The organism is Streptomyces sp. NPDC047525 (assembly GCF_040643025.1).
GTDB lineage: Bacteria > Actinomycetota > Actinomycetes > Streptomycetales > Streptomycetaceae > Streptomyces > Streptomyces durmitorensis.
Genome location: NZ_JBEYTL010000018.1, coordinates 24,256 through 50,296 on the forward strand (window position 1 = coordinate 24,256; position 26,041 = coordinate 50,296).

Below are 26,041 nucleotides of genomic sequence, written 5' to 3' on the forward strand. Positions count from 1 at the left end.
GAGTACTCCCGGGACGTGAGCGTGGTGGGACGTCCAGGTTCGCCCGCCGGTCAGGAACCCGCGCGCGGCTCTGCTCCAACCAGCCCACAGCGGCATCCGAACACCACTGACGCTCAGGCCGAATCCCGTATCACCAGATGCGTGGGGGTGATCACGGACGGCAGGGAGTGGGCGCGGTCCTTCCGGAGGGGCTGGTGCGACGTCCGGTCGCAGAGCAGCCGGGCCATCAGCCGTCCCATCCCCTCGATGTCCTGACGCACCGTCGTGAGCGGCGGCTCCGTGGCCTCGGCGATGGGCGTCAGGTCGTCGAAGCCGACGACGGCGACGTCCCCCGGCACGGTGCGCCCCCGCTCCCGCAGGATCCGTAGGGCGCCGGAGGCCATCAGGTCCGAGGCGACGAACACCGCGTCCAGATCCGGTGCCTGATCGAGGAGCAGCGCCATGGCATCAGCGCCGCCCTGCAATGTGAAGTCGGCCTCGGCGAGCAGTTGGGGCGGGGTGTCCAGGAGCACGTCGCGGTAGCCGTCGAGCCGGTCCATCGCGGAAGCCTGGTCGAGGGGCCCGGTGATCGTCGCAATGCGCCGGCGCCCCAGCGAGACGAGGTGGCGCACGGCTTCGCGGGCACCGCCGCGGTTGTCGGCGTCGACGTACGTGTAGACGTCGCTGCGATGTCCGGAGCCAGGGACCGGACGCCCACCGAAGACAGCGGGCAGCCCCATCTGTTCGACCAGGTCCGGCAACGGGTCGTCGGCGCGCAGGGAGAACAGCAGGGCGCCGTCGACGTGACCGCCGCCCAGGAAGTTGCAGACGCGCGGATAGTCCTCCTGCTCCTCGATGAACAGGAGTACCGGCTGGGCGCCGTGCTGAACGAGTTCGTGTCGGATGCCCCGCAGAAGGCAGTCGAAGTAGGGGTCGACGAACAGCCGGTTCTGCGGTTCGGTGACCACCACGGCGACGGCGTCGTTGCGGCGGGTGACCAGGCTTCTGGCGGCCTGGTTCGGTACGTAGCCGAGCTCCGCCACCGCTTCCCGGATGCGTTCGGCCACCGCTGCCCGCACCCTGGGCTCGCCGTTGATCACACGCGACACCGTGGATTTCGACACCTCCGCCCTGCGCGCGACGTCCTCGAGCGTGGGGCGTTGTCCGATCAGCCGTTCAGCCAACTCGATCTCCGATGCCGTGGGGTTCTCACGTGCCGCCGGACACGTTAGCCGTCCGCCGGGCAGCACGATGCCACCGTGCCGCTCACCTACCCTGTGCCTCATGAGTCGTTGGGAAGAGCTGACCGGTGGGACATCCGGGGAGGACTACGCCGCCCGGTTCGCGGCCCTCGCCGGCAGCGGCAAGGACATGCACGGTGAGGCACGGTTGTGCGCCGCTCTGGTACCCGCCAAGGCCCGGGTGCTGGATGCCGGGTGCGGGACGGGCCGGGTCATGATCCGGCTGGCGGAGCTGGGGTACGACTGTGTCGGGGTCGACCTCGATGCTTCCATGCTGGCCGTGGCGCGCAGGCAGGCGCCCGAACTGCGCTGGATCCAGGCCGACCTGGCCACGCTCGACCCGGCCGAGCTTCATGGTGGCGCCCACTTCGACCTCGTGGTCGCCGCCGGAAACATCTTCCCGCTCCTCGCCGCGGGTACGGAGGCCGCGGTGGTCGACCGCTTGGCCGCGAGCCTGCGCCCGGGCGGCCTCCTGGTCGCCGGATTCGGTCTGGACGAGGCCCACCTGCCGGTGGCGCCCGCCATCACCCTGCCGGAGTACGACGCCTGCTGCGCCGCGGCGGGCCTCACCTTGGTCGACCGCTTCGCGACGTGGGACGCCCACCCCTACGAGGGCGGCGGCTATGCCGTCAGCGTCCATCGGGTGCACCGCGGCTGAAACCCTCCGGCCCGCTGCGGCACGTGGTGGCTGCACCGGCTGCTTCTCGTTCTCTGCTCCACCCCCGCCGGTCGGCGGGAGACGCCCCGCCGACCGGCTGCCGTGCCGGGCGGTGGAGGGTGCGCCGGGTGAAGGGGCTTAGCCTCGGAGGATGACCCGAGTGATCCGTGTGGTGGTCGTGGACGACGAGGCGCTCGTCCGGTCAGGGTTCGAGCTGATCCTCAATGCCTCCCAGGACGTACGGGTCGTGGCGACCGCGGTGGGTGCGGGGGCCCTCGACGCGGTGCGCCGGGAGCGTCCGGACGTGCTGCTGCTGGACATCCGGATGCCGGATGTGGACGGACTGAGCGTGCTGAGTGCCGTACGCGCGTTGCCCAAGCCGCCCGTCGTGGCCATGCTGACCACCTTCGACACCGACGAGTACGTCCTGAGCGCGCTGCGCACCGGGGCGGCAGGCTTCCTGCTCAAGGACACCGAGCCGGAGCACCTGGCGCAGTTGGTGCGCACGCTCGCCGCGGGCGGCGTCGTGCTGTCGCCCAGGGCCTCGCACGCGGTGCTGCGGGGGCATCCGGAGGCGGACGAGGGCGTGGCGCGGGTGGGGCGTCTTACGGAGCGCGAGCGGGAGGTCCTCGTGCTGGTCGCCGGGGGTCTGTCCAACGGGGAGATCGGCGCCCGGATGCACCTCAGCGCGGCCACCGTCAAGGACCACGTCAGCGCGATCCTGGGCAAGCTGCGAGTGAGCAGCCGGGTGCAGGCCGCGCTGCTGGCCCAGCGGGCCGGACTGCTGACCGGCCGGGAGCCGGGTCTGTGAGCGCCGTACGGCCTTGGTGCATCGACGGGCTGGTGGTCGTCCTTGCCGCGGTGGACGTCGCGGTGGCGCTGTGGGACGCGGGCGGGGGCTCCGCGGTGACCGTCACTCTGGCGGCCCTGGCCTGTGCGGCGCTCGCCGCACGGCGCCGCTTCCCGCTCGCGGTGTTCTTGTGCACCCTGCCCGCCACCCTCGTACTGGACATCGTGTTCGCCCCGTTCGCGGCGCTGTTCACCTTCGCCGAGCAATCCCGCGGCAGGCGGGGTCCGGCGCTGTGCGCGCTGCTGTTCGCGCTCGCCGCCGTCCTGCCCTGGCCGCAGGGCGGCGTCGCCGCGGGGGAGGGGACCTGGACGGCCGTCAACTTCTTCTACACCCTCGCCACCGCCGCCTCGCCCGTCCTGCTGGGCCAACTCGTCCAGGCCCGCCGGGATCTGCGGCGCCGCCTGGTGGAGATCGAGGAGGCCCGCGAACACGAGCGGCTGCTGCACGCTCAGGCCGTCGTCGCCGGTGAACGCGCGCAGCTGGCCCGTGAGATGCACGACGTGGTCGCCCACCAGGTCAGCCTGATCGCCGTGCAGGCCGGTGCCCTCCAGGTCGCTGCCAAGGAACCCGGTGCCAGGGAGGGCGCCCGCACCATCCGCAGGCTGAGCGCGGACACCCTCGACGAGCTGCGCCACATGGTCACGCTGCTGCGCGCCTCTGGCGGCCGCACGAGGGAGCTCACCCCTCAACCGACCCTCGCCGACCTCGACCGCCTCGTCGCGGCAAGTGGCATCGAGACCGAGCTGACCGGCACGCTCCCCGCCGAGCTCGGCGTGCCGGGGCAGCGCGCCGTCTACCGCTGTGTCCAGGAGGCCCTCACCAATGTCCGCAAGCACGCACCCGGCGCCACCGCGACCGTCCGTCTCTGGCACGAGGCCGACATGTACGGGGTGAGTGTCACCAACACCCCCGCCACCCGTCCCGCGCTCGCGCTGCCGGGCTCGGGCCAGGGCCTGGTGGGCCTCAAGGAACGCGCCGAGCTGCTGGGCGGCGTCCTGGAGGCGGGGCCGACCGAGGGCGGGGGCTACCGCGTGCGCATGCGGATTCCGCACGAGAACCGCTGCTCGGCGGGGGTCTGAGCGACGACCGGCGGATACCGGGTGTGCTCCCGGAGCGCAGATCGTGGGCGCAGTTACCCCGATCTCCGCAGGAGGATTCATGCGACGCAGGACGAGTGCGGCCCTGGCCCTGTCCCTGGCCTTCACGGCCTGCCTGCCGGCCGCCCCCGTGGCTTCCGCCACCACGACCCCGGCATGCGACCACAGGCCCCTGGAGTCCGCGCTGAAGTCGCTGCGCGGCGCCGGTGCCTCGGGCATCAGCGTGGCGCTGAAGAGCCCGCGCTGCGGCCACTGGAAGGGCGGCGTCGGCCTCGCCGACCTGCGTACCGGCCGCAAGGTCACCGGCGACGAGCACAGCCGGATCGCGAGCGACACCAAGACCTGGGTGGCCACCGTCGTGCTGCAGCTGGTCGCCGAGGGGCGGATCCGGCTGGACGAAAACGTCGACCACTATCTCCCCGGCCTCATCCGCACCGAGCAGTACGACGGCCGCCGCATCACCGTGCGCCAGCTCCTGCAGCACACCAGCGGCCTCCCCGACTACCTGGAAGCCCCGTACTGGCAGGACGAGACCGAGCACCGCTGGGAGCACTTCGAGCCCCTGTGGACGGTCCGGCAGGCGCTGAAGCTGCCCCCGCCCAAGGACCGCCCCGCATCCGGCTTCTCGTACTCCAACACCAACTACAACCTTGCCGGTCTGATCGTCTCGAAGGTCACCGGCCACAGCATCTCCACCGAGATCCGGCAGCGGATCATCAACCCCCTCGGCCTGCGTCACACGTCCTGGCCCGGCGACCGCACCAGGCTCCCTTCACCGGACCTGCGGGCCTACGTGAAGCGGGGCGGCAAGCTCCGCGACTGGACCGAGTGGAACGTCTCGGGCTCCGACGCCTCCGGCGCCCTGGTCTCCACCGCAGCGGACGTGACCGCCTTCTGGACCGCACTGATGAGCGGCAGGTTGCTGCCCGCGGCTCAGCTGGCGGAGATGAAGCGCACGGTCCCCGACGGCGAAGGCGGCCGCTACGGCCTCGGCGTCGAGCGCTACGCCTCGACGCCGAGGCTGGTCACCTGGGGCCACAGCGGGTTCATGGAGACCGGACACAAGCTCCGCAACGCCGCCACCGGGGACGGCTCGCGGTCGGTGACCCTGCTGGTGGGGTCGGAGGAGTTCGACGAGGACAGGGTGGACGCGGCCCTTGCACAGCTCATCCGCGATCTGCGGTGACGAGCACGCGGACGGTCGGAGGGGGCCAGGTGGCCTTCGTGGTCCTGAGTACCCGCTGCGATGGCGTACGGTGGGTTTCACCGACGCGGGGTGGAGCAGCTCGGTAGCTCGCTGGGCTCATAACCCAGAGGTCGCAGGTTCAAATCCTGTCCCCGCTACCACCCGACAGGGCCCGGATCTCCCAAGGATCCGGGCCCTGTCGTATTCCTGGGATCCGCCCGGCAGATGGGGCGATGCACCTGTGTCAGAGCATGATGAGCAGACGCGTGTTCGGCTTGAGTTTCCTGTTCACCGAACGGCTCTGCACGTAGACCTCCAGCTTGGGATTGTTTCCCGCCTTCACCGAGACGGTCCCCTGGATACCCGATCCGAAGAGGAGACTGCGCGCCGCGTCGCCGGTGTAGGCGCGGTCGGTGTCCTTCTCGACCACGATGACTTCCTTGTCCGGCTGCACCTGGGCCCGGGCACCCAACTGGTAGAAACACGCACCGCGTTCGTAGGTCACGCCCGGATGTGAATCGACGAAGGGACGGATCTCGACCTCCTTGTCGACCTTCAGGAGCCGGTACATGGCGGCCGGCACCGGTTCGAGATGCGCCCGCACCTGGTCGACCGATATGTCCTGGCCGACGGCGAACAGGTTCTTCGTGCCGCGTACGCCCTTCTCGCGGGCCCGCAGGAAGCTGGTGGCGGCGGCGCGCACGGTGCCGATGGCCTCCTCGACTCCCTCCTGGGAATCCGCGTCCCAGATGGCGATGTTCCCGGCCGGGAAGCCGTAGTTCTGCGCGGTCCGCTTGGCCAGGGAGTTGGGAACGAGGATCGCGGAAGTCCAGTGCCCCGCAAGCCCGTTCATCTTCGCCGCGATCCTGTCGAGCCAGGGGCCGAGGATGGTCATGTCGCCGTCGTGCCGCCTGTCACCGCCGGAGGCATTCTCCTCGCCATCCGTCACCACGATCTGGAGGAAGCTGTGCTCACCGTATTCCTCCCAGATGTGTTCCAGGTCGTCCAGAGACTTCAGCGAAGCCTCGATGAGCGCCGTCGCACCATTGTTGACCCGGTAGAGACCCCGCATGGACGGCAGATGCTTCACGTCCATGTCCCACACCAGGTTCTCCACCCGGTGGTCAAAGGAGTAGAGACTGATCCGGGTCTCGTGGCCCAGACTGTCCGACTCGGCCTTCAGCCCCGCCACGAACTCGTCCACCACGCGCACGAGCTGACTCTGATGCGGACGCATGGAACCCGAACAGTCCACTACCAGCGCGACGTGATTCACCTTGTGCTGGATCCTGTTGGCAGACACAGTCCTGCTCCTTCTTTCAAGCTTCCCGAGTGATTTCACTCTATGGGCAGGCACTGACAACGCCGTTTGACGCACCATCACCCGCCCTCGCCTCCGCCCTCGCCCCCGCGCCGTACCCAACCCCCCCCCGGCACCCAAGAGATGACCGGACCGCTGGCCGCCGACCGCCGGGCCTGCTCGCCGCGGGGGTGCCAGTCTCACGTCGCTCCTGGGCGCCGTTCCACCGTTGGCTCGCGGTCTGGGAGGCCGTGCGGGGCGGGAGCCGGGTGCCGGGCTCCCGCCCGATGTACGTGCGTTATGACCAGCGGCGTAGCGCCCCTCGTGCCGGGATCGTGACGGCGAGCAGCGTCAGCCCGCCGGCGGCGGCTGCGAAGCATCCGTACACGAGCGGGGGGACGTACGGTGCCTCGCCGGTCATGCCGTGCATCATCGGGATCAGCGTGGCCGCGGCGATCGCGGAGCCGAGGATGACGCCTGCGGCGGAGACCAGCAGGCCCTCCCAGCGGAGCATCTGCATGACCTGGCTCCGGGTGGATCCTATGAGGCGCAGGGTGCCGAGCTCGCGGCGGCGGTCGAGCACGGTCATCACCAGGGTGTTGAGGGCGGCGATGGCGGCGAAGCCGCCGAGGACCGCGGCCATGGTGTTGTTCATCCAGGCACCGGTCTTGGCGTCGAGGCTCTGCTGGGTGGCGTAGCCGGAGGCGTCGGTGACCGTGCCCAAGGCGGACAGCGACTGCTGCGAGCCGCCACTGACGAGCAGCGTGCTGTCGAAGCCTGCACGTCCAGGTCCTGCACCTTCGCGAGCTCGGCGCCCGAGCCGGTGATGCCCTGGGTCGCCGCGCCCTGCAGCGCCTTGAACTCACCGGAACCGGTGGGCACCAGCACCTGCGTGTTCAGCACGCCGACTGCCGCGTCCACACCCGGCGCCCGGGCTGCGCGCTGCGCCGTGTCGACCGGGAGTCCGGCCGGGTCCGTGACCACGTGGTCCGCGGTGATGCCCGCGCGCAGCTGGGTGTCGGCGACGTGGCGCTCGCTCGTATTCATGAAGACGAGCGTCGAGGCGAAGGCCATGGCCAGCACGATCGGGGTGATCGCGGAGGCGAGGCGGCGGGAGTTGGTACGGGAGTTGGCGGCCGCAAGCGAAGCGGCAGGCCCCGCCCAACGCAGCGGCAGGCCGAAGAGGCCCGCGCACAGCCGCGCCACCAGCGGGCCGAGCAACCCGACACCGAGCATGAAGCACATGACGACGCCGAGGGCGGCACCGGCAGCGTTGTCACCGGTGGAACCGGCGGCGACGCCGGTGAGAGTCGCACCGCCCACCAGCGCGGCCAGGCCAAGTCCGGTACGGATCACCCGGGCCGCAGTCGCTCCACCGATGCTTCCGACAGTGCTTGCCCGGGCTTGATCCTCGCGGGCCGGCGCCCGGCGATCCAGCCGGCGGCCAGCGCGGTGAGCAGCCCGGTGGCAGGGCCCGGGCCTCAGGCCCGGGGCGCCCGCCGGTGCATTCAGATGCCGCAGGCCGACGCCGACCAGAAGCGGCTTGCGCGGTGATCGAGGTGGGTGTGGTCGCTGTGGCCCGGGTAGCCAGGGCCGAGGATTCCGTTGAAGCCGTGATTGCGGGCCTGCTGGGCGAGGCGGCACAGCGAGTGCGGGCCCGCGCCGAGGTCGGCCGCATCGCCGTACAAGTGGCGGCTGCCGGCTGCTCCGCCGACCGCGTCGTTGCAGGCATGCGAGCGGAAGCCGCTGGTCACGCGAAGGGGTTGGTCGCCGAGGGCGTGTCGCAATGCCTCGAGCTTCCACATGGTGCGCAACGCGTTTGCTTTCGCGGTGCTCGCGCTCACTGCGCCTCCCGCCCAGGTGGAGTTGCAGGTGTTGAGCTCGGCGTATGTGAAGTGGATCGGTGTGCAGTCGTTGTCCTGGAGGGCGTAGATCTTGCTGAATGTCGCCGGGCCGGCAACGCCGTCGGCGGCCAGTCCGTAGGCCGTCTGGAACCGTTTGACCGCGGCAGTTGTCGCCGGCCCGTAGGCACCGTCGATGGCGAGCGCGCCGCCGCTGCCGGCGTGGCCTGCCACCCGTATCTGCAAGTGCGTTACGTCGGCACCCGAGGCCCCTTGGGACAGGGTGCGCGACCAGGTGTAGCAGCCGTCGGCCTGAGCAGTTCCCGTGGTTGCCACGAGACCGCCCAAGGTGGCGGCAATGAACATGACAATCGATAGGACGAGTCGTGCGGTGCGTCTGGTCATCAGAGGACTCCATGAGAAGCGGGGGATGGAGATGCGCACGTGCATTCCGAGCCTGGCGGGATGGGCGGCACACGTCAACGGGACCTGAACAGCCATCATTTGTCGGACCATTGGCGATCGATGGCCTGGATGGCGAAGCGCCAGATCGAGCGCACTCACGGCGACCTTTTCACTCGCTCCGGCAGGGCCGAGGAAGCACCGCGTCAGCACTCCGACTAGCTCAGCAGACAGCACCGCGCACACCGTGAAGCCGTCAGCCTGGCTGGTTGCCGTTGAACGCCCGCCCGGCCGCTCACGCCGGGCTGCTCGTGGACCTGCGGGTCTCCAAGGTCGCGCCCCGCACGGTGCAGGTGAAGTACGGGCAGTGCCCCTTCACCGAACGGTGGTCGGGCAGCGGGGAATGCAGGGCGTAGGCGCCTGCGAAGACACGGTTGGTTGAGCGGGCGGGGACGCCGGCTGCCGGTGCCCCTCCGCCTGTTCCACGGTGCTCGAAGGGGCCCCCTTGATGGCCCTGCCACCGCCCACGGCGAATTTGAACGGCCGGTCCTGCTCCCAGGAGAAGTCGAACTCCCTTCCGGGCGCGAATGTGACTCCTACGTAGTGAACTCGGACGACCCTGCCCGGCTGAGCCTCGGGCCCGCCCCCCACGCGCAGCCGCAACGCCCACCGGGTATGCCCGGCATCCTCTGCTGCTGATGTCATGACACACATCAACCTATCCGGCAGGACAGACAGTTGAGGGCTTTTGATCGTTGCGGACTGCCTCACCACCGTTCGGGGAACACGCCGGATCGCTCTGTCGGCGCTCCGTCTTTCCCTGCCCTGCTCCGCAGGAGTCCGATTCCTCCCCGACCTAAAGGACGGGGCCTCTTCTGCGGTGAAATGAAGCATTGGGTGACCGGCGTGCACCTGCTGCGTGTCATGCAACGGCCCGCTGCCGGATTCGCTGCAATGTACGTGGGCAGGGGAAGTGACACACGAAACCGTTCAAGCGAGGAGCCGACATGACCACGTTCGTCATCACTGTCCCTGGCACTTTCCTCAGCGACATCAATGACTCGGCATGCGTGGCTCTCGAGCGGGAGCTGGCTTCTCGGCACACTGACGTGAGCGAGAGTGAAGGCGTTGACCTGCTGACGTTGAACGAAGGCGGTACTTTCTCGGTCCGCCTCGAAGTGGAAGCGGCAGACCGCTACGAGGCCGAACTGCAGGCCACCAGGCTTGTCGTGGCTGCGTTGAAGGAAGTGGGAATCAACGAAGCTGATGCCCCACTCGGCTCACCTGCAGTCACAGGCATTGACAGTGAGCTGTAATCGAGCGGGGCAGCGGCATGGCCGTGGCCTCTGTGGTTCTCCCTTTGCGTAGCGCCTGGAGGGCGGAGCGTCGCGAGCCGACGCCAGGCGTCAGCCGCGGTGCAGGACGGGGGACCCGAGGCCGAGAGTGCAGACGCAGTCGTCGCTCTCGGCCACGATGCTCAGAATGGCGACACCGGTCACGTCCACGGTCACCTTCACCGGACGGTTGATCTGCGCGGTCGCGCTCTTCAGCGTCTTTCCGTCCTCCCCGCCGCTCTTGAAGGACACCCGCGCGGGGGCGGCAGGGCTGTCGTCGTCGAGCCCCACGGTGACGGTGAGGCTCTTGTACCGTTCGTTGATGCTGTAGCTCAGGGTCTCGTAGCTGCCTAGTTCCTCGGCGGTGATGGCGTCCTCGAAGCGTTTGCCGTCCATGGTCACCGGCTTGCGCTCCATGTTGACGTAGCCGGCACCCAGGGGATCGACATCAGTGAGTGGGACGTCCTTGTCCTTCCGGTCACTCGCACTCGGTGCCGCGCCGTCGGCGGAACTCGGCCCGGGAGCAGGGGAGGCGGTCACCGTCGCGGTCACAGTGGCCGTGGCTGTGGCAGCCACCGGACGCGCTGTGGGCGGCGTGACGAACGACGGGACACCGAAGAACCCCAGGGCGAGACCGACGACACCGGTGAACGCGCTCACCAGCGCGGCCATCTCGGCTCTGCGGCCAGGGCGCCGCGGTGCGGGCGAGGGGGGTGACGGGGGCGGCGTCGGGGGAGTAGGGGACGGCCCGGGTCCCGGCTGGCCAGAGCTCATCTTCCAACTCCCTTGTGTGCAAAGCCTATTGCGGCGTGTGAGGCAGAATTCAACGGTATGGGCACGGGAACGGCAAGAAGGCGCCGGGCAACGATCAACCCTGCAACGGGCAACGATCTCCACCTGTACCTGGGCGCCTGCGTGACACACCTGCGTCCCTTCCCGCGGAGGCTGGGGAGTACGCGGCATGCGCCAGCGCGTTGCCCTGGCCCGCGCGCCGACCGCCCGCCCGCCGTACGAAGGGCTGCGGACCCTACGCGACCTGGCAGTCGTCCAAATCGGGGAGGACGACAGCACGGAGGGCCGAACGACCATGCGTCAGGCGGTGTGGGGAGGCAACGCTCCGAGAACTGCCGCGAGGCTGTGCGGGTCGCGGCGGGCGATGTTGTGACCAACGGGAATCTCGTGAACCCGCCAGCCTGAGTCGTTGCGCAACCGTTCGGCCAGGTTCACGAACGGGCTGCCCGTCCACGCGCCACCACTGATGAACGTTCGGCCGAGCGCGCGGCTGGGTTTGCCTCCCAGCCTGATCGACTGGACGAAGCTTGCCATCGGGTGCGGTCGCGCGCGCGGGTCGAGCCCATCAGGAACTGCGACCCATCGACCGTCGGCGCGGGCGCCGGCCACGAACAGCTCCCGGAAGCTGTCGCTGGTCAAAGACCAACACGAATCCCCGTCGTCCGGGACGTAGGCATCGATGAAGACGAGCTGATCGAGGCGGTCGCCGAGCCGATCGGCAACACCAGCGATCACCATCCCGCCGTAGCTGTGCCCGCACAGCGCGAGGGGCGCCTCGTCGCAAAGGTCGATGATCTCGGCTACCTGGTCAATATGGGCGTCGAGGTTCGGCGGACGTTCCACATCGACTGGGGCGTCCACCTCCAACCCGGACAGGGTCACCGCCTCGACGTGGTGACCAGCTCGGTGCAGCTCGGCGCCCACCGAGTCGAACACCCAACCGCCTTGCCAGCCACCCGGCACCATCACGAACTTCACCGCGTCAGGGTAGGCCACACAGAGCCCGAGAGTGCGACTTCTGACATCCTCCTCGCCCTGGAGGACGGGGAGTCCCGCCTGCCGGTGGTGGCCGGCTGGTGCTTCGGGCGGGTTCCTCGTTCGACGGGCCGTGTCAGGGGGCGGTGGTCACTCCCGGTCTTACCGGTCACCCGGAGGCGTTCTGGCCTGTGCGGCGTTCCCCGTGGGCGGCTCTCGTCCACCGATGGGCGGTGTGTCGGGCTTGGAATCATGCTGGTCTCATGATGACTGTGCTGCTCGTAGCCGATGACGACATGACCAGGTCCTTGCGCCCGCTGATCCACCACGGCCCGCATTACCGTGTCATCTCCCACGCCGCCAGCCCAGGTGTCGCTCTGGCTCAGGCAAGGGTTCTGCTCCCGGACATCGTCATCATCGACACCGCCGTCCCCGGGACCCCGGCAGAGCTTTCCGCGCTGTTCCAGGAGCTACGCCGTTTGGACCCTCCCAGCGGGGTCATCTGGCACGTTTCGGCAGAACCCCCTGTCCCGTCGCGTCTGCTCGAAGAGGCCGAAGGCGGCGTGCACACCGTCCATCACGGCGATCAGACCGCCATGCACGCCGCCCTGCGCACCATTGGCCTGCGGCGCGCCAGCTGCGACCCGGATCAACCTGGCTAGCGTGTATGGGCCAGGCCAACGGTTCTCCGTGATGACGGGCCGGAAAGGGTGCCCAGCGACGCCCGAGTCTGCGCTGGTCCCCATGGCGTCGTCGACACCAGGCCCGCGCCCGCGACTGCCACTGCCGCCGACGCGAGGCCACAACATGAAGATCCACAACTGCGGATGGAGTATTGGCTGACTGGCCTCAGGAGCAACCGACCGAAGTCAGTGCGGCCCGAGAGGCCCCTCAGGTCGCCGCTAGTGCCGCCAGGGCGCGGTCCATCGCGGCGTTGAACTCCTCCGGGGTCAGCGGCAGCCGGGACTTGACGTCTCGGCTCCACTGGTCGGCGAGGACCTCGGCGGAGCCTGCCTCGACACCGTCGAGCGCCGCGTCGGCCAGGTCCGACGGCGCGATCTTGTCCACGGGCCAGCCCGCAGCCATATCGGTGTCGGCCAGGCCGAGGTGCACCGCTGTCACGAGCGTGCCCTGGTCGGCGAGCTCCAGGCGGACGCCATTGGTCATGGCCCAGGCGGCGGCCTTGGTCAGGTGGTAGGCATTGGCGCCCTTGCCGCCGAACCACGACATGGCGGAGAGCACGTCGACGATCGCGCCCCCGCCGTTCCTGGCGAGCGCCGGCGCGAACTCCCGGATCATTCCCAGGTGGCCGAACACGTTGGTCTCCAGCTCATGCCGCACCGCGTCCAGCGAACCGGTCACCAGGTCGGTTCCCGTCTGGATCCCTGCGTTGTTGATGAGCAGCGAGACGTCCGGGGCGGCCTCGGCAGCGGTCCTCACCGATGCGGGATCGGTGATGTCGAGGGGCAGCACCTCGACCCCGGGCAGGTCCACGGTCTCCGGACGGCGGGCCGTCGCGTAGACCTTGCGGGCGCCCCGTTCGAGCAGGCGCAGGGCGAAGGCGCGGCCCAGGCCGCGGTTGGCTCCAGTGACAAGGGCAACTGAGTTGTTGATGTCCATGCCCGGTACGCTAAAACCTGACGTTGACGTCAGAGGCAAGCGTTGGTCATCAGGGCCGAGGTGAGAGGAATCACCATGACTGTCACAGAGGCCGCGGCCGAGCGGCTGATCCGCATCGGCGAGGTGGCACGGGGCGCTGGCGTCTCGGTGCGCGCCGTGCGCTACTACGAGCAGCAGGGGCTGCTCATCGCGGGGCGCAGCCCATCCGGCCAGCGCCTCTACCGACAGGACGCCATCCCCCTGGTCCGCTTCTTCCAGCAGATGTTCGCCGCCGGCCTGACCAGCCGAAGGATCACGGAACTCCTTCCGTGTTGGGACTCCGGGCACACCGGCGCCGGGCAACGAGCGATGCTGCACGCCGAGCGCGACCGGATCCAGGCCAAGGTCGACGACCTGCAGGCTGCCCTGGACCGCCTCGACCAGGTCATCGCGGTCACGGACACGCACCCGTAGGCGCGGCTCCGACGTGTGGTCCCGCCCCGAGATCGGTGGACCCGGCGCTGCCTGATGCCGTGCGGAAGATTCACGCGGGGGTTTTCATCGGCTTCTCATCCCCGGAGGCCGACAGAGACGGAGACGAAATCTGCTGGCTGTGAGGATCGAAGGGCAGGCAAAGCAGCCCCCACGATCACGGAGACTCCCCATGAAGAAGTCCATAGCGATCGCCACGTTCGCCGTCATCACGCTCGGCACGCTCGGTTCGACCGCCGTCGTCGCGAATGCGTCGACCGCCGCGCCGAGCAAGGGACACAGCCACACCGTCGAGCGCCCGGCAGGCACCGACTCCAAGCCCGCCAAGCAGACCGGTGAGGGCTCGTACTCCCACACGGTCAAGGCTCCGGCCGGTACGGACTCCAAGCCCGGGAAGAAGGCCGAGAGCGCCACGCCGAACTACAGCAAGACGGTAGAGAGGCCCGCCGGGACCGACTCGACCCCCGGCCACAAGCGGTAACCCCCGTACCTCTCAGCCACCGTCGGCCCCTCGGCTCACCCTTGTGTGGGGCCAAGGGGCCGGACGCGTGGCACCTTGCTCAGATCAACGGTCGAGGGCAGCGCGGCGGGACGGCCGGCACGTCGCCGTAGCGCTTGGTGAGCCCCTTCACCTCGATCATCAGCTCCTCCAGCAAGGGTTGCCATGAGTCAGGCACCTCGGCCGGTGCATCCGAGGTCAAGACTGGGCAAGGCATCTGGGGCCAGTTGGGCAACCGTGTGAGCCGCATGTGAGCCCCGCACCCCGCCGGGCCGCAATCTCGCAGCTCAGCCCAAACCGTGGGAGATCACGTCGAGTTGTGGGCGCGCCTGGAGTGGCTGTCACCGGTCGTCCCACGCAATCCGAGGCGTGCAGGTCGTATGCGTCTGGACGAGGTGGCGAGGTCGTACAGAGCCGAAGCGCCGCCGTTCGTGCATCGAAAGATGTATCGGCATCTCATCCGCCGCTACGACCCCGGTGGTCGCGTGGGCGCCGAGGATGGTGAATACCCCTGGTGCAAGCGGGTGTTCAGCAAGGAGAGAGCATTGACCGACCCTCGCCCCGACTCGTCCGTTCACTCCCTCCTGACCCCTTCCCTCTCCGGGGTCCTGGGTCGGGCCCTGGGTGGCGGTCTCATCATGGCCGTGGCGCTGGGGGCCGGCACCGCGGTGGGCCCGATGGTTGCCGATGCCGTCGGGGTGAGCGGGTTCGCGGCCCGCCTGGTGCCTGCCGCGTTCGTCAGCGCGGTGGCCATGCCGCTCGTCGTGTTCGCGCTGCGTCGGCGGCGCGGCTCACTCACTGACATCGGGTTCGGCGGTGCGGGCCCGAGTCTGCGGGCCCTGCTCGTCGGGGTGGGTGTGACGGCGGGGGCCGCGGCGCTGGTGCTCGGTGCGGGGACAGCCGCCGGGATGCTGCACTGGTCACGCCCTGATCCGCCCATGCTCGCCGGATACATCGTGACGAACGCCGTGATCGCTCTGCTCCTTGAGGCGCTGCCCGAGGAGACGACGCTGCGCGGCCATACGTGGACGTCGCTGCGGAGCCGGTTCGGCGGGGCAGCATCGGCGCTCGGGACGACGGCCGTGTTCCTGTTCGTACCAGGTGTCTCGACGGTGGTGGAGGCAGGCGTGGCGCGACTTGTCGGTGGCGAGGGCGGGACCGTCGGCCTCGTGCCCGGAGGGCAGAATCCGGTCGACTACCTGATTCTTCTCACCGTCTTCGGCCTGATGCTCGTCGCGGCCCGCACGGCGGTGCGGCAGGCTCCGCTGTGGGTCGGCATCGGCGCGCATCTGACCTTCCTCACCGTCAACCGGGTTGTGTTCGAGGGCGACCGGCGAGGTGCGGGATGGTCCGTGCAAACGACGCCGGGTGCGGAGCTCCTCGTGCCCGTGTATCTGATGGTTGCCATGGCTGTGTTCGCGCTGTGGCGGCGGCGTGCGGCGGACCCGGTCGGCACCGGCCGGGAGGCCGCGACCGTGTCTGGCCGGCTCGGCCAGGAGGTCCAACCCCCGGTGCGCTGAACCTGGATGGCGAGGTCCACCCCAGCCCGCTCCGCGGTGTCGGCCTGCCCGCTCTCGGTGAGGGCACTACGGATGAGCGCCTCTCCTACAGCGTGTCCGACCTCAAGGGCCCCGCCGTCCGGGCTCGTTACGCGGGCAAGCGCACCACAGTGATCGGCTCCGGCGGCTCCGGCGGCTCCGAATTCGCTGTGTTCGCCTGCCTGGCCGCCCTGGCCATTGCGCAACGTTGGGCTCGCCGACAGCGCCGGCGCGTCGCGATGCGGGACCCGTACGAGCCGATCAGTGGGCCCGACGGGGCTCACTGGAACCTGGCCGTTCTGCGCGACGGCGGGCCGTCTGACGAGGGGACGTCCATACCCGTCCGCCTCCAGCTACATCGCGTCAAGTCGACTGCCGCTCGCGAGTGTTACGCCGTGCCAGGCTGGTGCTGGGGGTTTTCGTCGTACTCGTCCTGGCCGACCGCGGGGGCACAGGTCCTGGTGGCGGTTCATCTCCACTGGCGGAGTTGCCGTGCAACCGCGGCCCATGTTGCCGGGCGGCGTACATGTGCAGGTCGAATTCCACCTAGAGCCCGTAGCGGGTGAACCCGCCGCCGCATGGACGGAGACTTGCTGACCTGGGCACGCCAACGGCACCTCGGTTCAGGCTTGATCACCGTCGCCCGTACGCTGACGCTGGATCAGGTCGGCCACGGCGGCCGGGCGGCTCAGGTAGGGCGAGTGGCTGGTGTCCCACGTTTCCGTGCGAGAGCAACGCCCGGCGAAGCGGTCCGGAAGTGGAGTCGCGATGGTCCGGTCTTGCTGCCCGCGGAGGTAGATCGACGGGGTGTCCCGCCAACTCACGTGAGTAGGTGTGGTGTCGAAGATCGACGGAGGTTCGGGACGCAGCAACTCCACCGCACGCGTGGCCGCCGGTTCGTCGATGTCGCCGTAGAGCTTCGTTCGGGCATCGTCCGGGTCCAGGCGGAGCCGCCCGTCCGCGTCCGGCAGCGCGAGCAGCCCCTCGCCGGGCTCGCCAGGGGTCTGTGCGAGCACTGTGGCCGGGGATTCATCGACGTCGAGAATCCAGCTGTTGAGGAAGATCAACGCAGCAGCACCACGCACCGTCCCAGCGGCGACACCCCCGAACGAATGTCCCACCACCACCGAGGGCTCCGATGAGCCCGAGACGATGGCCTCGACCTTCGCGGTGCTCTCGGCCAGCGACAGCTCGTAGAGGTCGGGCACCTCCACGGACAGATCCCGGGCGCGCAGCAGAGCGACGAGTTCGGCGTAGTGAGCGGGCTGGTGCCAGGCTCCGTGAAGGATGATCACGTCAGTCACCTCTGCACATTAACGCTCATTACCCGGCCGCGGTGAGGACCCCCAGGGCAGCCATTCGGGCAGGTTGGTGAGGACTTTGGCCACCAACCAGGCCGTATTCCGGGCCGTGAGATGGAGGCTGTGTGCTGGAGCGCGCGGTCCCCTTGGCAGCCCCATCGGCTGTCGCGGCGGCCAGGACCGCACCGACAGCAGGCTGCTGTGGGATGGGCAGGCCGGAATGGATGTCATTTACGGTCTGCGTGGCGAAGGCGTTGGCCGCGACCGCCGGTGCTCCTTGGAGAGCGGGGATGCGGGCGCCGCAGTCGACCCGAGCGCGGCGGTCACGAACGACGCGACGAGCGGGCGGCGGCCCTGCTCGTTCCAGGCGAGGACGAGGCGGCAGGGTGGCGCGTCGGTCACCGGGGCGCAGGCCAGGCCGTGCGGGACCGGTGCGGCCAGCGAGCGGGGCAGCACCCCGATCATGCGGCTCACTGTGATCATGTGGATCATCTGCACCACGCCATCGACCTCGGAGCCGGTGCCATCACCCCCGGGGACCCCCTTCCAGCGCAACCTTCTCAGGCATCACAGCCCTCTCCCTCCAGCTGCTGCCCGGTACCCCTCCACGGCGGACCTATGTCCCAACGTGCCGGTGCACCTTTAGCCGCTACCGCGAGAGCGTCAACGTCCTGGCACGAGCGGTCTACCAACTGGGTTCGTTGACCCGCAGCCTTGGGCAGTGGCTAGTTGGTGGTCATCAGGTCGGTGCGCAGCTTGGCGACGACGCGGGTGAGCAGCCGGGAGACGTGCATCTGCGAGACACCGAGTGCTTCGCCGATCTGCGCCTGCGTCTTTTCCTCGACGAAGCGGAGATGGATCAGCGTGCGTTCGCGGTCGTCGAGGTCGGCGATGAGCGGGGCCAGGGAGTGGAAGTTGTCGATGAGTTCGTAGGCGTCCTCTTCGAAGCCGATGAAGTCGGCCAGCGCGGCGTCGGACTCGTCGTTGCTGCCCATCACTGAGGCGTCCAGCGAGGCGGCGTTGTAGCCATTGGACGCCATCTGAGCCTGGGCGACCTCGGACGGCTCCAGCTGCATCAGCTCTGCCAGCTCGGCAGTGGAGGGGTTGCGGTCCAGGCGGGTGCGCAGTTCCTCGGTGGCCTTGGACAGTTCGATGCGGGCTTCCTGGAGACGCCGTGGCACATGTACGGCCCAGCTGGTGTCGCGGAAGAAGCGCTTGATCTCACCGGTGATGTAGGGGACGGCGAACGTGGCGAACTCGACCTCACGAGTCAGTTCAAACCGGTCGATCGCCTTGATCAGGCCGATCGTGCCGACCTGGACGATGTCTTCCATCTCCCCCTGGCCGCGATGGCGGAACCGGGACGCCGCGTACTGCACGAGGGAGAGGTTCATCTCGATCAGGCAGTTACGCACGTATTGGTACTCGTGCGTGCCCTCCTCCAGATGCCCGAGCCGGTCGAAGAACCGCTTGCCGATCTCCCGCGCATCCTTCGGCGCAAGGGAAGAGGGGCTGGCGTAGGCCCGCTCGACGAGGTCCTTCTCAGCCTGAGCGGCCCGGCTCTTCCCCTGCGTCGTCACGGTCATCATGCGCCCCGCCTTTGGTTGTTCCGAGCTTGCCTGCGGCCTTCCGTGCCGACGCGGATACCCGGCAGGGCAGCAAGTATGCAGGCAGAGCACCGGTGATTGTTTTCAAGTAGTCCGTGACAGGTGATGGGCTCACTCAGGGCATAGCCAAGGCGGCGGTGATGGTCTTGCCGTCGGGCTGTATGTCGACGGAGACGTGCGAGGCGAGTCGCTGCGTGATCATCCACCCGAAGCCGCCGGGCCGTCCGGGGTCGGGGCGTACGAGGTGAGGCGCCCTCGTGCTGCGGTCACTCACCTGCATCAGCAAGGACCCACCCTCGATCTGAGCGTGGAACTGGGTGAGGCCGCCGCCATGCAGGATCGCGTTGGACGTCAACTCGCTGGCCACCAGCAGGGCATCCTCACGAAAACGCCTGGCCTGACTCGAGGGCAAAGACTGGCACGCTGGTTCCATGACGGCCCTTACCGCGGCGCGCGCGTCGTGACAGGCGATGTCCTGGATCTTGGGCGCCGCGGGAGCGGTCATGAAGACCTCAGCCCCTCTCTGCATCATTCTGCGAACTCGTCAATCGGATGGTGCACCGTCGCGTTATCCCATCTGCCCGACCCGCCGCACGGCATTCCTCTCGTCCACCCAAAAGAAGCGTGCCGACCTTACCGAGTGCGAAGACGCCGTCGGAGGCTCTGCCAAATACTGGTCTGAGTGCCCGCGATCGCACTGGCCACGCTTCGGACGCTGTGGACCCGGGAAATTCGCTGCGGTGATGTTTGCGCTATTGATCAGTGGCTACACGTGCCCACAGCGCAAGACGTCGTAGCCAAAGGAGCGTGATCGGACATGACTGCCAACGAGAAGGCCAAGGCAAAAACCGAGCAGGCCACCGGTGCCGCCAAGGAGGCGGCGGGACGCGCTGTCGGCAACGAACGCCTGACCGTCGAGGGGCGCGCCGAGCGAAAGCAGGGCGACGCCCGACAGGCCAAGGAAAAGATCAAGGATGTCGGCAAGCACTAGCGGCCGAACGTCGCAGCGGTGGGGCGGACCTGCTCAGCAGGTCCGCCCCACCGCTGTTGCATGATCGGCCCTCGCTGTCTGCTGCGACATGAACGGGGAGTGCTGTCAGGAGCACTTGTGGGGTTGTCACCCGTTGTCGGCAGTAGTCCCGGGGTCAGAGGAAACGCCGGATGGGCACGACAGCCGCTTCTCTGGCGCGCTGGAAGGTCGAGCGGCGCTTCCAGCGTCCGGGTCTGATGGGCTCGCTGTGCTCGAGATCTTCGGTGAAATGGCTGTCTAGAGCAGCGGTGAACGTCTGGTCCAGGACGGCGAGCATGACCTCTTCGTCGTGGTTGAGGGATCGGCGGTTGAAGTTCGTCGAACCGACCAGGGCGATGGTTCGGTCGATGGTGATGACCTTGGTGTGGAGCATCGTCGGCTGGTACTGGAAGATCTTTACGCCGCAGGCGGTGAGGTCTTCGTAGTAGCGCTGGCCGGCCAGCCGGCAGACCCTCTTGTCGGTGTGCGGGCCAGGCAACAGGATCTCGACTGCGACCCCGCGGCGCGCGGCGGCGCACAGCAGCTCGATGAAGTACGCATCAGGAGCGAAGTAGGCGGTGGCCAGCCGGATCCGTTCTTCCGCCGACTCGATCACCACACGCAGCAGCGTCTGCATGTCCTGCCAGCCGAAACTGGCCGAGCCCCGCACCACCTGCACGACGGCGTCCCCGTGCGGGGCGTGGTTGATGAACCGGTCGCGTCCATCGAAGAGTTCATCGTGACACTCGGCCCAGTTCTGGGCGAACGCGGCGGCCAGCCCGTCCACGGCGGGCCCACGTACCTGCACGTGGGTGTCGCGCCACTCGCCCGGATTGCGGGCATCGCCGCACCACTCCTCGGCGATACCGACCCCGCCGGTAAACCCGGTCTCCTCATCGATGACGAGGACCTTGCGGTGACAGCGGTGGTTCTGCTTCAAAGGTGAGAGATAGAGCGGTTTGCGAAACCAGGCCACCTGCACACCGGCCCGCTCCATCACCTCCAGCTGCTCCTTCTCGATGAGCCGGCTGCCAAAACCGTCCAGCATGAGGCGCACCCGCACCCCCTGACGCGCCCGTTCGGCCAGTGCATCGGCGAACCGCTGGGCGACCTCGCCCTTCCAGTACACGAACGTCATCATGTCCACGGTGTGCCGAGCGGAGCGGATCCCCTCCAGCATCGCCCCGAAAATCTCGTCCCCGTTGCGCAGCGGGACCAGGGCATTGCCTTCGGTCGCGGCGACCCCTATGAGTCTCTCCAGGCGACGTCTGGCACGCCGTGCCCGTTCATCAAGGTCGACGCTGACGTTCCCCTCTGCCCCCTCACCGGAGGGTGAAGGCTTGAGGGCTGCGGCCGTTTTGGTGGGCCCTGCGGGAGCACTTCGCGTGTGTGTCATGGGTGCACCTTCCTGGACGATGGGCACGAAGACAAAAGAAGCGGAGGGTTCGATCCAGGGATCGCACACCGGCCTGGGGGCAGAAGGCCAGGTATGGCAACTGGATCAGCAACAGCACGCGGACGCAGGCAGGCCCAGCGTGCGGCGAACAGCACAGCAGTCTCGGGCGCGGCCCGAGCGGGCTTCGTGGCCCGTGGGGTCATCTATCTGCTCATCGGGGTGCTCTCACTCAGGATCGCCTTCTCGGACGGAGGCGGTGAACAGGCAGATCGGGGCGGTGCCATCGCCGAGATCGCTGAGAAGCCCTTTGGCGCCGTTCTGCTGTGGCTGCTGGGCATAGCGTTGGTGGGGATGGCCGTGTGGCGGCTGACCGAAGCGGCCTTCGGGCAAGCGGGGCCCGACGGCAAGAAGGCAGGCAAGAGGGCAATGGCCGCAGGCCGTTGCGTCTTCTACGGGTTCGTCGCCTACTCCGTGCTGTCGTATGCGGCGGGGGAGAAGGGCAGCGGCAGCGGGAGCTCAGACAAGGAGTCCCAGGACATCACGGCGAAGGTCCTGGACTGGCCTGGCGGGCAGTGGCTCGTCGGTATCGCCGGCGCGGTGGTGGCCGGCGCCGGCGTATGGATCACCGTCAGGGCAGTCATGCGCAAGTTCAAGAAGCATCTGAAGATGTCCGAGATGGCACCGAAGGCCCGCACAGCGGTCATGTTCCTCGGGGTGTTCGGCGGCGCGTGCCGGGGCGCGGTCTTCGCCGTTGCGGGCGGCTTCGCCATCGCGGCAGCCCTCAAGCACAAGCCCGGCAAGGCCAAAGGCATGGACGACACTCTGCGCGCCTTCACCGACACCCCCGCCGGTCCCTGGCTGCTGGCCCTCATCGCACTCGGCCTCGCGGCCTTCGGTCTCTTCTCCTGGGCCAACGCGCGCTGGCGCAAGGTCTGAAGCCTTCACCTCTTGAGGCTCCACCCCGCTGACCTGAACCAGGCGAACCAGGAAGCCGCCCTGCCGTGGGCTGCGCAAGCTCTGCACCGGTTGGTGTGGCCGTGGCCTCGGGCGTGCAGCCCGTAGTAGGCCCCTACGTGTGGTTGTTGGGGCTGATGGGAAACTGGCGAGTATGGATATCCGTCGCAGGAACAACGTCACCGTCACCGGTCGTGCGGAGGGGCCGGTGCTTGTGCTTGCGCACGGGTTCGGCTGTGACCAGAACATGTGGCGCCTGATCGTCCCCGCGCTTGCCGAGGACTACCGCGTGGTGCTCTTCGACTACGTGGGCTCGGGTGGGGCGGATGCTTCGGCCTGGGATGAGCGGCGCTACAGCTCGCTTGAGGGGTACGCGCTCGATGTGCTGGAGGTATGTGAGGAGCTGGACCTGCGGGATGTGACCTTCGTGGGCCATTCGGTCAGCGCGATGGTCGGAGTGCTCGCGGCTGCGCAGGCGCCACAGCGCATCTCCCGGCTGGTGATGGTCGCCCCCTCACCTCGCTACATCGACGACGCCGACTACCGGGGCGGTTTCAGTGCCGAGGACATCGAGGAGCTGCTGGAGTCGCTGGAGTCGAACTATCTGGGCTGGTCGGCGGCGATGGCCCCGGCCATCATGGGCAACGCGGACCGTCCGGAACTCGGCCAGGAGCTGACCAATTCGTTCTGCGCGACTGACCCGGACATGGCGCGGGTGTTCGCGCGCACGACGTTCCTGTCCGACAGCCGGGACGACCTCAAGACGGTCGAGGTGCCGACGCTGATCCTGGACTGCACACAGGACGTGATCGCTCCCCGCGAAGTCGGCGCCTACGTCCATGCCGTGATTCCCGGCAGCCGTCTGGTGACGCTGGAGGCGACGGGGCACTGCCCTCACCTGAGTGCCCCGCAGGCCACCGCTGAGGCGATCACCGAATTCCTCGGAGCGGCCTAGTGATGTGCCGCACCGACCAGACGTCCGAGCCGGGCGGGGAGCACGATGCGCACGCCACCGACGCGGTGTTCACCTCGCTGCTGGAGGACAGCGCCGAGGAGCTGTACGAGCAGGCCCCGTGCGGGTACCTGTCGACGCTGATGGACGGCACCATCGCGAAGATCAACGCCACTCTGCTGCACTGGCTGGGTCTGGAAAGGGCGCAGGTGGTGGGCCGGATGCGGTTCACCGATCTGCTGACCGTGGGCGGCAAGCTCTACCACGAGACGCACTTCGCTCCCCTGCTGCAGATGAAGGGTGAGGTCAGTGGCATCGCCCTCGACATCAAAGCCGCCGCCGGCCGGATGCCGGCACTGGTCACCTCGAAGGTGAAGGAGAGCCAGGACGGTGAGCCGCTGCTGATCCGCACCACGGTCTTCGACGCACGAGACCGCCGCGCCTACGAAGCCGAACTGCTGCGCGGCCGCCAGGCGGCGGAAGAAGCACGCCGACAGGCCGAGGCCGACCGCGAACGGCTCCAGGAGGCCCTGGCCGTCCTTCAGCAGAGCCTGCTGCCCTCCGCACTGCCGGCAATACCGGGTCTGGAGGCCGCTTCCTACTACCACACGGCCTCCCCAGATCTGCTGGGCGGAGACTTCTACGACCTCTTCCCCCTGGGCACCGACCGGTGGGCGTTCTTCCTCGGCGACGTGTGCGGCAAGGGCCCCCAGGCCGCAGCCGTCACCTCACTGACCCGCTACACCCTGCGCGCCGCCGCCCTGCACGACCCCGATCCGGCCACCGTGCTGACCACCTTGAACAAGGTGCTCCACGAGCGGTATACCAGCGGCGACGCGCGCTACTGCACCGCCATATTCGGCACCCTGGAGCCCGGCGACGACCACGTCAGCGTGCACCTGGCCTCCGGCGGACACCCCTCGGCGCTGATCCAGCGCACCGACGGCACCGCCGATTACCTCCCCACCCCGGGAGGCATGCTCATCGGCGTCATGCCCCAAGCCGAGTTCGCCGCCACCTGCACCCGACTGCGGCCCGGAGACACCCTGCTCCTCTACACCGACGGCCTGACCGAAGCCCGCACCGGACCCGGCCGCGAACTGTATGGAGAGGAAGCCCTGCATGCCTTCACCACTGCCCAGCCCCCAGCGGGCCCGCAGGCCCTGATCACCGCCCTGACCGGGCTCCTCGCCGGCTTCGGCGACGGTCTGGACGACGACACCGCGCTGCTCGCCCTTGGAATGCCGGTCCCGCTTCCGTTCTCTGTTCCCGCCCCCGTGAGTGAAACCTGAGATGACCCCACTGACGATCACCTCCCGCGATGCCGCCACCGGTCCCGTACTGGAGATCACCGGTGACCTCGACTACACGACAGAACTCGAACTCCGCCAAGCCCTGCACAAGCTCACCCTGGACGCGGGACAGCTCTTGGTCCTGGACCTGTCCGGCCTGGAATTCTGCGACTCGAGCGGCATCAGCGTCTTCCTGGCGGCCCGGAACCTGGCCATCGAACAAGGCGGCACCGTAGCCCTGGCCGCGATCCCCGCCAATACCGCCCGCATGCTGAGCATCGTCGGTCTGGACCGGGTCTTCACCATCTATTCGGACGCCTCGACAGCCACTGCCCGTACCTCCGCCGCAGGTTGATTCGATCTTCTCGAAGGCCCCTGCACGAGCAGCCACGGACCGACGAACTGCGCATGGAGGCTGTCGTGTCCTCGAAGCTGCGTTTGCTGAGTCTGCTGCCCCGGCGTAAGCGAGTGTGAGGGCCCAGGCGATGGCGGTGAGGGGCCGCCACCGCGATCGGGAGGCGAGGCTGCGACAGGAAGGAGGAGCTACGACGGGGTCGCCGCGCCCGGGTGCGGGTCGTCGGTCTCCGGCTCTTGCGGCGGGTCGCTGAGCTGCTCGCGCAGATAGTTCCAGACCACCGCGATCAGGGCGGCTGCCGGTACCGCCAGCAGGCTGCCCACGACGCCGGCCAGGCTCGCGCCCAGTGTGACTGCCAGCAGGACCACCGCCGCGTGCAGACCCAGCCCGCGACTTTGGATGATCGGCTGGAACACGTTGCCCTCGAGTTGCTGCACCACGAGGATGATCGCCAGCACGATCAGCGCGTCTGTCAGGCCGTTGGACACCAACGCGATGAGCACCGCTACCAAACCGGCGAACAGGGCGCCCACGATCGGCACGAATGCCGATACGAAGGTCAGCACCGCCAGCGGGAGCACGAGGGGCACACCCAGGATCCACAGGCCCAGACCGATGAAGACCGCGTCGAGCAGGCCGACGAAGGCCTGGGAACGGATGAAGGCGCCCAGAGTGTCCCAGCCGCGCGCTGCCACGATCGGGACGTCGTCGGCGAGCCTGCCGGGGAGCTGACGTGCGAGCCACGGAAGGAACCGCGGGCCGTCCTTGAGGAAGAAGAACATCAGGAAGAGCGACAGGAACGCGGTGACCACACCGTTCAACACGGTGCTCACTCCTGTGAAGAGAGTGGTGACCATGCTGCCGAGGCTGTCCTTGATCCGGGCGATCGCGGAGTCGACTCCGCCTGAGATCTGGGCGTCGTTGATGTTCAGGGGCGGCCCGGCGGCCCACTCGCGCAGTTTCTCGATGCCTTCGGCCACGCCGTCGGACAGTTCGCCGGACTGGGACGCCACCGGTACTGCGATCAGCGTCACGATGCCCGCGACGAACAGAAGGAACAGAACGGTCACCACCGAGGCGGCCAGGGCGGGGGGCCACCCGCGCCGGCGTAGGAAGCGGGCCAGAGGCCAGGTCAGTGTGGTGAGCAAGAGGCCTACGATGAGCGGCCAGACGACCGACCACATCCGACCCAGAACCCACAGGGCTACCGCAGCGGCCACAAGAACCAGCAGCAACTCGACGGAGACCCGCGCAGATCTGCGGAGCGCGGCGGCGGTTTTCGTGGAACTCAGCGTGGCAGACATGGGGGACACCCTATTGATGCTTCAGTCACACTTCGGCACCGCGTTCGGCCGGGACTGGTCCGGCAAGCTCTCTGCTGCTCGACCGGCC

The 26,041-nt window shown here is 68.5% G+C and carries 27 protein-coding genes, 1 tRNA gene and 3 pseudogenes; 17 read left to right on the top strand and 14 right to left on the bottom strand.

Going from position 1 to position 26,041, the window contains the following annotated elements:
- Window positions 1–113 precede the first annotated feature (113 nt).
- A complete protein-coding gene (locus ABZ833_RS36505; protein ID WP_361056276.1) occupies window positions 114–1,163 on the bottom strand; it encodes a LacI family DNA-binding transcriptional regulator in 1,050 nt (349 codons plus the stop codon).
- A gap of 100 nt (window positions 1,164–1,263) precedes the next feature.
- Here ABZ833_RS36505 and ABZ833_RS36510 point away from each other — a divergent pair, with 100 nt between their 5' ends.
- From ABZ833_RS36510 to ABZ833_RS36530, 5 genes are all read left to right on the top strand, one after another.
- Window positions 1,264–1,878 (top strand): class I SAM-dependent methyltransferase, encoded by a 615-nt coding sequence (locus ABZ833_RS36510; RefSeq protein WP_361056279.1) that lies wholly within the window; start codon window positions 1,264–1,266, stop codon window positions 1,876–1,878.
- Window positions 1,879–2,029: 151 nt separating this feature from the next.
- Complete coding sequence (locus tag ABZ833_RS36515; RefSeq protein WP_361056282.1) at window positions 2,030–2,689, top strand: response regulator transcription factor; 660 nt, start codon at window positions 2,030–2,032, stop codon at window positions 2,687–2,689.
- Window positions 2,686–3,807 carry a histidine kinase gene (locus tag ABZ833_RS36520; RefSeq protein WP_361056284.1) on the top strand — a complete coding sequence of 374 codons (1,122 nt, stop codon included), beginning with the start codon at window positions 2,686–2,688 and terminating at the stop codon, window positions 3,805–3,807. The genes ABZ833_RS36515 and ABZ833_RS36520 overlap by 4 nt, the downstream gene beginning before the upstream one ends.
- A gap of 79 nt (window positions 3,808–3,886) precedes the next feature.
- Complete coding sequence (locus tag ABZ833_RS36525) at window positions 3,887–5,011, top strand: serine hydrolase domain-containing protein (protein WP_361056287.1); 1,125 nt, start codon at window positions 3,887–3,889, stop codon at window positions 5,009–5,011.
- Between the two features lie 84 nt (window positions 5,012–5,095).
- A tRNA-Met gene (locus tag ABZ833_RS36530) sits at window positions 5,096–5,172 on the top strand.
- Between the two features lie 83 nt (window positions 5,173–5,255).
- Here the strand turns inward: ABZ833_RS36530 and ABZ833_RS36535 are convergent.
- The 3 genes and pseudogenes from ABZ833_RS36535 to ABZ833_RS36545 all read right to left on the bottom strand — a co-directional run bounded on the left by ABZ833_RS36535 (window position 5,256) and on the right by ABZ833_RS36545 (window position 8,557).
- Window positions 5,256–6,314: a vWA domain-containing protein gene (locus ABZ833_RS36535; RefSeq protein ID WP_361056290.1), complete on the bottom strand. Its 1,059-nt coding sequence runs from the start codon at window positions 6,312–6,314 to the stop codon at window positions 5,256–5,258.
- Between the two features lie 295 nt (window positions 6,315–6,609).
- Window positions 6,610–7,774, bottom strand: a pseudogene (locus ABZ833_RS36540) (FtsX-like permease family protein); the annotation flags it as partial.
- 45 nt (window positions 7,775–7,819) lie between these two features.
- Entirely contained in the window at window positions 7,820–8,557 is a 738-nt protein-coding gene (locus tag ABZ833_RS36545; RefSeq protein WP_361056293.1) for a D-Ala-D-Ala carboxypeptidase family metallohydrolase, read from the bottom strand.
- A gap of 266 nt (window positions 8,558–8,823) precedes the next feature.
- On the opposite strand from ABZ833_RS36545, the gene ABZ833_RS36550 reads away from it, so the two are divergent.
- On the top strand, window positions 8,824–8,970 hold the full coding sequence (locus ABZ833_RS36550; protein ID WP_361056735.1) for a hypothetical protein: 147 nt from the start codon (window positions 8,824–8,826) through the stop codon (window positions 8,968–8,970).
- Window positions 8,971–9,055: 85 nt separating this feature from the next.
- On the opposite strand, the pseudogene ABZ833_RS36555 reads toward ABZ833_RS36550, so the two are convergent.
- Window positions 9,056–9,217 (bottom strand): annotated as a pseudogene (locus ABZ833_RS36555) (FKBP-type peptidyl-prolyl cis-trans isomerase); the annotation flags it as partial.
- 344 nt (window positions 9,218–9,561) lie between these two features.
- Here ABZ833_RS36555 and ABZ833_RS36560 point away from each other — a divergent pair.
- Window positions 9,562–9,870 carry a hypothetical protein gene (locus ABZ833_RS36560; RefSeq protein WP_361056296.1) on the top strand — a complete coding sequence of 103 codons (309 nt, stop codon included), beginning with the start codon at window positions 9,562–9,564 and terminating at the stop codon, window positions 9,868–9,870.
- 90 nt (window positions 9,871–9,960) lie between these two features.
- On the opposite strand, the gene ABZ833_RS36565 is transcribed toward ABZ833_RS36560, so the two are convergent.
- Together ABZ833_RS36565 and ABZ833_RS36570 are read right to left on the bottom strand one after the other, a co-directional pair.
- Complete coding sequence (locus ABZ833_RS36565; RefSeq protein WP_361056299.1) at window positions 9,961–10,560, bottom strand: NPCBM/NEW2 domain-containing protein; 600 nt, start codon at window positions 10,558–10,560, stop codon at window positions 9,961–9,963.
- Window positions 10,561–10,980: 420 nt separating this feature from the next.
- Complete coding sequence (locus ABZ833_RS36570) at window positions 10,981–11,658, bottom strand: alpha/beta hydrolase (RefSeq protein ID WP_361056302.1); 678 nt, start codon at window positions 11,656–11,658, stop codon at window positions 10,981–10,983.
- A 260-nt stretch (window positions 11,659–11,918) separates the two neighbouring features.
- Between ABZ833_RS36570 and ABZ833_RS36575 the strand changes: the two genes are divergently transcribed.
- Entirely contained in the window at window positions 11,919–12,317 is a 399-nt protein-coding gene (locus tag ABZ833_RS36575; RefSeq protein WP_361056305.1) for a hypothetical protein, read from the top strand.
- Between the two features lie 229 nt (window positions 12,318–12,546).
- On the opposite strand, the gene ABZ833_RS36580 is transcribed toward ABZ833_RS36575, so the two are convergent.
- The gene (locus tag ABZ833_RS36580) at window positions 12,547–13,275 is read right to left on the bottom strand and encodes an SDR family oxidoreductase (protein WP_361056308.1); all 729 of its coding nucleotides are present in this window, start codon (window positions 13,273–13,275) and stop codon (window positions 12,547–12,549) included.
- A 75-nt stretch (window positions 13,276–13,350) separates the two neighbouring features.
- Between ABZ833_RS36580 and ABZ833_RS36585 the strand changes: the two genes are divergently transcribed.
- From ABZ833_RS36585 to ABZ833_RS36600, 4 genes and pseudogenes are all read left to right on the top strand, one after another.
- The gene (locus ABZ833_RS36585; protein WP_361056312.1) at window positions 13,351–13,728 is read left to right on the top strand and encodes a MerR family transcriptional regulator; all 378 of its coding nucleotides are present in this window, start codon (window positions 13,351–13,353) and stop codon (window positions 13,726–13,728) included.
- Window positions 13,729–13,918: 190 nt separating this feature from the next.
- Window positions 13,919–14,227 (top strand): hypothetical protein, encoded by a 309-nt coding sequence (locus ABZ833_RS36590; RefSeq protein WP_361056315.1) that lies wholly within the window; start codon window positions 13,919–13,921, stop codon window positions 14,225–14,227.
- 563 nt (window positions 14,228–14,790) lie between these two features.
- Window positions 14,791–15,765 carry a CPBP family glutamic-type intramembrane protease gene (locus ABZ833_RS36595; protein WP_361056318.1) on the top strand — a complete coding sequence of 325 codons (975 nt, stop codon included), beginning with the start codon at window positions 14,791–14,793 and terminating at the stop codon, window positions 15,763–15,765.
- Between the two features lie 20 nt (window positions 15,766–15,785).
- A pseudogene (locus ABZ833_RS36600) lies at window positions 15,786–15,935 on the top strand (flavoprotein); the annotation flags it as partial.
- A 471-nt stretch (window positions 15,936–16,406) separates the two neighbouring features.
- Here ABZ833_RS36600 and ABZ833_RS36605 read toward each other — a convergent pair.
- The 4 genes from ABZ833_RS36605 to ABZ833_RS36620 form a co-directional block, all read right to left on the bottom strand.
- Entirely contained in the window at window positions 16,407–17,078 is a 672-nt protein-coding gene (locus ABZ833_RS36605; protein WP_361056321.1) for an alpha/beta hydrolase, read from the bottom strand.
- Window positions 17,079–17,315: 237 nt separating this feature from the next.
- Window positions 17,316–17,567 (bottom strand): hypothetical protein, encoded by a 252-nt coding sequence (locus tag ABZ833_RS36610; RefSeq protein ID WP_361056324.1) that lies wholly within the window; start codon window positions 17,565–17,567, stop codon window positions 17,316–17,318.
- A 242-nt stretch (window positions 17,568–17,809) separates the two neighbouring features.
- Complete coding sequence (locus tag ABZ833_RS36615) at window positions 17,810–18,670, bottom strand: SigB/SigF/SigG family RNA polymerase sigma factor (RefSeq protein ID WP_361056711.1); 861 nt, start codon at window positions 18,668–18,670, stop codon at window positions 17,810–17,812.
- A gap of 136 nt (window positions 18,671–18,806) precedes the next feature.
- A complete protein-coding gene (locus ABZ833_RS36620) occupies window positions 18,807–19,223 on the bottom strand; it encodes an ATP-binding protein (RefSeq protein ID WP_361056326.1) in 417 nt (138 codons plus the stop codon).
- Window positions 19,224–19,508: 285 nt separating this feature from the next.
- On the opposite strand from ABZ833_RS36620, the gene ABZ833_RS36625 reads away from it, so the two are divergent.
- The gene (locus ABZ833_RS36625; RefSeq protein ID WP_361056329.1) at window positions 19,509–19,682 is read left to right on the top strand and encodes a CsbD family protein; all 174 of its coding nucleotides are present in this window, start codon (window positions 19,509–19,511) and stop codon (window positions 19,680–19,682) included.
- A 154-nt stretch (window positions 19,683–19,836) separates the two neighbouring features.
- Here ABZ833_RS36625 and ABZ833_RS36630 read toward each other — a convergent pair whose 3' ends face one another.
- On the bottom strand, window positions 19,837–21,096 hold the full coding sequence (locus tag ABZ833_RS36630; RefSeq protein WP_361056332.1) for a phospholipase D-like domain-containing protein: 1,260 nt from the start codon (window positions 21,094–21,096) through the stop codon (window positions 19,837–19,839).
- Window positions 21,097–21,189: 93 nt separating this feature from the next.
- Here ABZ833_RS36630 and ABZ833_RS36635 point away from each other — a divergent pair, with 93 nt between their 5' ends.
- The 4 genes from ABZ833_RS36635 to ABZ833_RS36650 all read left to right on the top strand — a co-directional run bounded on the left by ABZ833_RS36635 (window position 21,190) and on the right by ABZ833_RS36650 (window position 24,649).
- Window positions 21,190–22,032 (top strand): DUF1206 domain-containing protein, encoded by an 843-nt coding sequence (locus ABZ833_RS36635; RefSeq protein WP_361056335.1) that lies wholly within the window; start codon window positions 21,190–21,192, stop codon window positions 22,030–22,032.
- 172 nt (window positions 22,033–22,204) lie between these two features.
- A complete protein-coding gene (locus tag ABZ833_RS36640; protein WP_361056338.1) occupies window positions 22,205–23,005 on the top strand; it encodes an alpha/beta hydrolase in 801 nt (266 codons plus the stop codon).
- 2 nt (window positions 23,006–23,007) lie between these two features.
- Entirely contained in the window at window positions 23,008–24,294 is a 1,287-nt protein-coding gene (locus tag ABZ833_RS36645) for a SpoIIE family protein phosphatase (protein WP_361056341.1), read from the top strand.
- Between the two features lies 1 nt (window position 24,295).
- Complete coding sequence (locus tag ABZ833_RS36650; protein WP_361056344.1) at window positions 24,296–24,649, top strand: STAS domain-containing protein; 354 nt, start codon at window positions 24,296–24,298, stop codon at window positions 24,647–24,649.
- Between the two features lie 188 nt (window positions 24,650–24,837).
- On the opposite strand, the gene ABZ833_RS36655 is transcribed toward ABZ833_RS36650, so the two are convergent.
- A complete protein-coding gene (locus ABZ833_RS36655; protein ID WP_361056347.1) occupies window positions 24,838–25,953 on the bottom strand; it encodes an AI-2E family transporter in 1,116 nt (371 codons plus the stop codon).
- Window positions 25,954–26,041: the final 88 nt, after the last annotated feature.

Excerpts from the sequence above, each read along its gene's own strand:
- ABZ833_RS36510 (WP_361056279.1), top strand. The coding sequence starts at position 1,264 with ATGAGTCGTTGGGAAGAGCTGACCGGTGGGACATCCGGGGAGGACTAC.
- ABZ833_RS36515 (WP_361056282.1), top strand. The coding sequence starts at position 2,030 with ATGACCCGAGTGATCCGTGTGGTGGTCGTGGACGACGAGGCGCTCGTC.
- ABZ833_RS36525 (WP_361056287.1), top strand. The coding sequence starts at position 3,887 with ATGCGACGCAGGACGAGTGCGGCCCTGGCCCTGTCCCTGGCCTTCACG.
- ABZ833_RS36545 (WP_361056293.1), bottom strand. The coding sequence starts at position 8,557 with ATGACCAGACGCACCGCACGACTCGTCCTATCGATTGTCATGTTCATT.
- ABZ833_RS36560 (WP_361056296.1), top strand. The coding sequence starts at position 9,562 with ATGACCACGTTCGTCATCACTGTCCCTGGCACTTTCCTCAGCGACATC.
- ABZ833_RS36565 (WP_361056299.1), bottom strand. The coding sequence starts at position 10,560 with ATGGCCGCGCTGGTGAGCGCGTTCACCGGTGTCGTCGGTCTCGCCCTG.
- ABZ833_RS36575 (WP_361056305.1), top strand. The coding sequence starts at position 11,919 with ATGATGACTGTGCTGCTCGTAGCCGATGACGACATGACCAGGTCCTTG.
- ABZ833_RS36580 (WP_361056308.1), bottom strand. The coding sequence starts at position 13,275 with ATGGACATCAACAACTCAGTTGCCCTTGTCACTGGAGCCAACCGCGGC.
- ABZ833_RS36585 (WP_361056312.1), top strand. The coding sequence starts at position 13,351 with ATGACTGTCACAGAGGCCGCGGCCGAGCGGCTGATCCGCATCGGCGAG.
- ABZ833_RS36590 (WP_361056315.1), top strand. The coding sequence starts at position 13,919 with ATGAAGAAGTCCATAGCGATCGCCACGTTCGCCGTCATCACGCTCGGC.
- ABZ833_RS36610 (WP_361056324.1), bottom strand. The coding sequence starts at position 17,567 with ATGATCACAGTGAGCCGCATGATCGGGGTGCTGCCCCGCTCGCTGGCC.
- ABZ833_RS36615 (WP_361056711.1), bottom strand. The coding sequence starts at position 18,670 with ATGACCGTGACGACGCAGGGGAAGAGCCGGGCCGCTCAGGCTGAGAAG.
- ABZ833_RS36620 (WP_361056326.1), bottom strand. The coding sequence starts at position 19,223 with ATGATGCAGAGAGGGGCTGAGGTCTTCATGACCGCTCCCGCGGCGCCC.
- ABZ833_RS36625 (WP_361056329.1), top strand. The coding sequence starts at position 19,509 with ATGACTGCCAACGAGAAGGCCAAGGCAAAAACCGAGCAGGCCACCGGT.
- ABZ833_RS36630 (WP_361056332.1), bottom strand. The coding sequence starts at position 21,096 with ATGACACACACGCGAAGTGCTCCCGCAGGGCCCACCAAAACGGCCGCA.
- ABZ833_RS36635 (WP_361056335.1), top strand. The coding sequence starts at position 21,190 with ATGGCAACTGGATCAGCAACAGCACGCGGACGCAGGCAGGCCCAGCGT.
- ABZ833_RS36640 (WP_361056338.1), top strand. The coding sequence starts at position 22,205 with ATGGATATCCGTCGCAGGAACAACGTCACCGTCACCGGTCGTGCGGAG.
- ABZ833_RS36645 (WP_361056341.1), top strand. The coding sequence starts at position 23,008 with ATGTGCCGCACCGACCAGACGTCCGAGCCGGGCGGGGAGCACGATGCG.
- ABZ833_RS36650 (WP_361056344.1), top strand. The coding sequence starts at position 24,296 with ATGACCCCACTGACGATCACCTCCCGCGATGCCGCCACCGGTCCCGTA.
- ABZ833_RS36655 (WP_361056347.1), bottom strand. The coding sequence starts at position 25,953 with ATGTCTGCCACGCTGAGTTCCACGAAAACCGCCGCCGCGCTCCGCAGA.